Here is a 2,943-nt window from a genome sequence, read left to right as displayed (position 1 = left end):
CCTCCAGACAGCCGCTCCACCACCGCCGTACCTCCAGACAGCCGCTCCACCACCGCCGTACCTCCAGACAGCCGCTCCACCACCGCGGTCCGTCCAGACAGCCGCTGTCTCACTCCCGTACCTCCAGGTACGTGTGCAGCAGCGTGTCCAGCGCGTCGCGCACGCCCGCCTCCCGTGCCACCTTCAGCAGCGCCTCCGCAAGGACGGACTGCGGATCCCCCTCGGCCACCACGAGCCCCACCCGCGGTCCGTGCGCCGGTCCCTTCAACGGCACCACCCGCATCCCTTCCGGTACGCCGAACATGTGCAGCCAGGCGTGCGAGATCACGCTGGACCAGCGGCCGCCCGGCAGATGGGCGTACAGGCCGGCCACGCTGTCCGACTCGATCGCGGGCTCGGCCTTGGCGTCGTCGGCGGCGAAGCACTCGTCGATGATCCGGCGGTTGCGCATCCGCGAGCTCAGCAGGCACAGGGGCAGCGCCGCCGCGTCCGCCCAGCGCGCCGTCGACGCGGCGGCCAGCGGGCCGTCGACGGGAGTGAGGAGCACGTACCGCTCCTCGTACAGCGGAAACCGTCGTACGTGACGCAGCTCGTCGTCGTCCAGATACGTCATCGCCGCGTCCAGCTCGAACTCGGCGAAACCGTGGGTGATCTCGGCGGACGACAGCGACTCCAGGCTGACCCTGGCCTGCGGGTGGCGCTCGCAGAACGGGTTGGTGAGGAGGGAGGCGGCGGGCAGCGCGGTCGGGACGATGCCCAGCCGCAGGGTGCCGGTCAGACCGCCGCGCAGCGCCGACAGCTCCTGGCGCAGGGCGTCCCGCTCGGCGAGGATGCGGTGCGCCCAGGCGAGGACGACCTCGCCCTCCGGGGTCAGCCCCTCGTACCGCCTGGCCCGCCGCACGATCGGCACGTCCAGTTCGTGCTCCAGGCGCCGGATCGCGGCCGACAGCGACGGCTGCGACACGAAACAGGCGGCCGCCGCCCGCGCGAAGTGCCGCTCCCTGGCGAGCGCGACCAGGTACTCCAGCTGACGCAGCAGCATCAGTCACCTCCGCTACGACGGTACCCGGCCGGCAGCGACCTCGGTAGGAACGCACATACCAGGACTACCGGCCGATCACACGGCTCATGCAAAGTGACAGGAGACTTACGGCTTGCATATGCGGAAGTATGATCCGCACATACCTTCCCGAGGGAGTAGTCCTGTGATCACCCGTTCCGTACGCCTCGCCGGAGGCACCGTCGCCGCGCTCCTGGCGCTCAGCGCCTGCTCCTCCTCCGACTCCGACACGTCATCGTCGTCATCGTCGTCGTCGGACAGCTCGGCCTCCGCCTCCCCTGAGCTCTCCGGGACGGTCACCGTCTTCGCCGCGGCCTCGCTCCAGGAGAGCTTCACGACGCTGGGCAAGGACTTCGAGAAGGCCCACCCCGGTACGAAGGTGACGTTCAGCTTCGGCGGCAGTGACACGCTCGCCGCGAGCATCACCGGGGGTGCCCCGGCCGATGTGTTCGCCTCCGCGAGCCCCAAGACGATGGCGGTCGTGACGGACGCGAAGGACGCGTCCGGCACCCCCGTCACCTTCGCGCGCAACCAGCTGGAGATCGCGACCCTGCCGGGCAACCCCGACAAGATCGCCTCCCTGAAGGACCTCACCAAGTCCGGCCTCAAGGTCGTGCTCTGCGACGAGACCGTCCCGTGCGGCGCCGCCGCGCAGAAGGCGCTGGACGCGAGCGGCCTCAAGCTCACCCCGGTCTCCTACGAGCAGGACGTCAAGAGCGCCCTGACGAAGGTGGAGCTGAAGGAGGCCGACGCCGCCGTCGTCTACAAGACCGATGTGAACGCGGCGGGTGACAAGGTGGAGGGCGTGGACTTTCCCGAGTCGGCCGAGGCCATCAACGACTACCCGATCACCCTGCTCAAGGACGCGCCCAACGCGGCCGCGGCGAAGGCGTTCATCGCGCTGGTCCAGTCCGCCGAGGGCCAGCAGGTGCTGACGACGGCCGGGTTCCTGAAGCCGTGACCGAGCCCGCCCCCGACAGGTCCGACGCCGCGGCCGACACCCTGACCGGTGGGCCGCGGCGCCGACGTGTCCGGGGCGGGATGCGGAGCGGGCCACCGGGCAAACGCGCCCGAGTGCCCGGCATCCGAGGCCGGGTGCCGCTTCCCCTCCTCCTGCCCGCGCTCGTAGGGCTGGCCTTCCTGCTGCTCCCCCTGGTCGCCCTCCTCGTACGGGCCCCCTGGCGCAGCCTCCCCGACCAGCTGACCAGTACGGCGGTCTGGCAGGCCCTTCAGCTGTCGCTGATCACGGCGACGGCGGCCACCGCGGTGAGCCTCGTCCTCGGCGTGCCCCTCGCCTGGCTGCTGGCCCGCACGGACTTCCCGGGACGCGGCCTCGTACGAGCCCTGGTCACGCTGCCCCTCGTGCTGCCCCCGGTGGTCGGCGGTGTCGCGCTGCTCCTTGCCCTCGGCCGCAACGGTGTCGTCGGGCAGTGGCTGGACTCGGCCTTCGGGATCACCCTGCCGTTCACCACGGCGGGGGTGGTGGTCGCCGAGGCGTTCGTGGCGATGCCGTTCCTGGTCATCAGCGTGGAGGGCACACTGCGGGCCGCCGATCCGCGCTACGAGGAAGCCGCGACGACCCTCGGCGCCTCCCGCTTCACCGCGTTCCGCCGGGTCACCCTGCCGCTGATCGCGCCCGGCGTCGCGGCGGGTTCCGTACTGGCCTGGGCCCGCGCGCTCGGCGAGTTCGGCGCGACGATCACCTTCGCCGGCAACTTCCCCGGCCGTACGCAGACCATGCCCCTGGCGGTGTACCTCGCCCTCCAGAACGACCCGGCCGCCGCCATCGCGCTGAGCCTGGTGCTGCTCGCCGTATCGATCGCGGTCCTCGCGGGGCTGCGGGACCGCTGGATGACGGGGGTGTCATGACAACCGACGCACCG

3 protein-coding genes are annotated in these 2,943 nt (G+C 71.4%); 2 read left to right on the top strand and 1 reads right to left on the bottom strand.

Annotated features, from left to right (window positions below; all coding sequences use genetic code 11):
- Positions 1-109 precede the first annotated feature (109 nt).
- The gene (locus ACFWP7_RS07640; protein WP_384377577.1) at positions 110-1,042 is read right to left on the bottom strand and encodes a LysR substrate-binding domain-containing protein; all 933 of its coding nucleotides are present in this window, start codon (positions 1,040-1,042) and stop codon (positions 110-112) included.
- Between the two features lie 163 nt (positions 1,043-1,205).
- Here ACFWP7_RS07640 and modA point away from each other — a divergent pair, with 163 nt between their 5' ends.
- Positions 1,206-2,021 (top strand): molybdate ABC transporter substrate-binding protein, encoded by an 816-nt coding sequence (gene modA / locus ACFWP7_RS07635; protein WP_384377574.1) that lies wholly within the window; start codon positions 1,206-1,208, stop codon positions 2,019-2,021.
- 80 nt (positions 2,022-2,101) lie between these two features.
- Positions 2,102-2,929, top strand: a complete 828-nt coding sequence (gene modB, locus ACFWP7_RS07630; RefSeq protein ID WP_384377711.1) for a molybdate ABC transporter permease subunit — start codon at positions 2,102-2,104, stop codon at positions 2,927-2,929.
- Positions 2,930-2,943: the final 14 nt, after the last annotated feature.

Source organism: Streptomyces sp. NPDC058470 (assembly GCF_042721055.1).
In the GTDB taxonomy this organism is placed as follows: domain Bacteria; phylum Actinomycetota; class Actinomycetes; order Streptomycetales; family Streptomycetaceae; genus Streptomyces.
This window is presented reverse-complemented; position numbering and strand designations above follow the sequence as displayed.

Coding starts and splice junctions, on each gene's coding strand:
- modB (WP_384377711.1), top strand. CDS start 2,102: ATGCGGAGCGGGCCACCGGGCAAACGCGCCCGAGTGCCCGGCATCCGA.
- ACFWP7_RS07640 (WP_384377577.1), bottom strand. CDS start 1,042: ATGCTGCTGCGTCAGCTGGAGTACCTGGTCGCGCTCGCCAGGGAGCGG.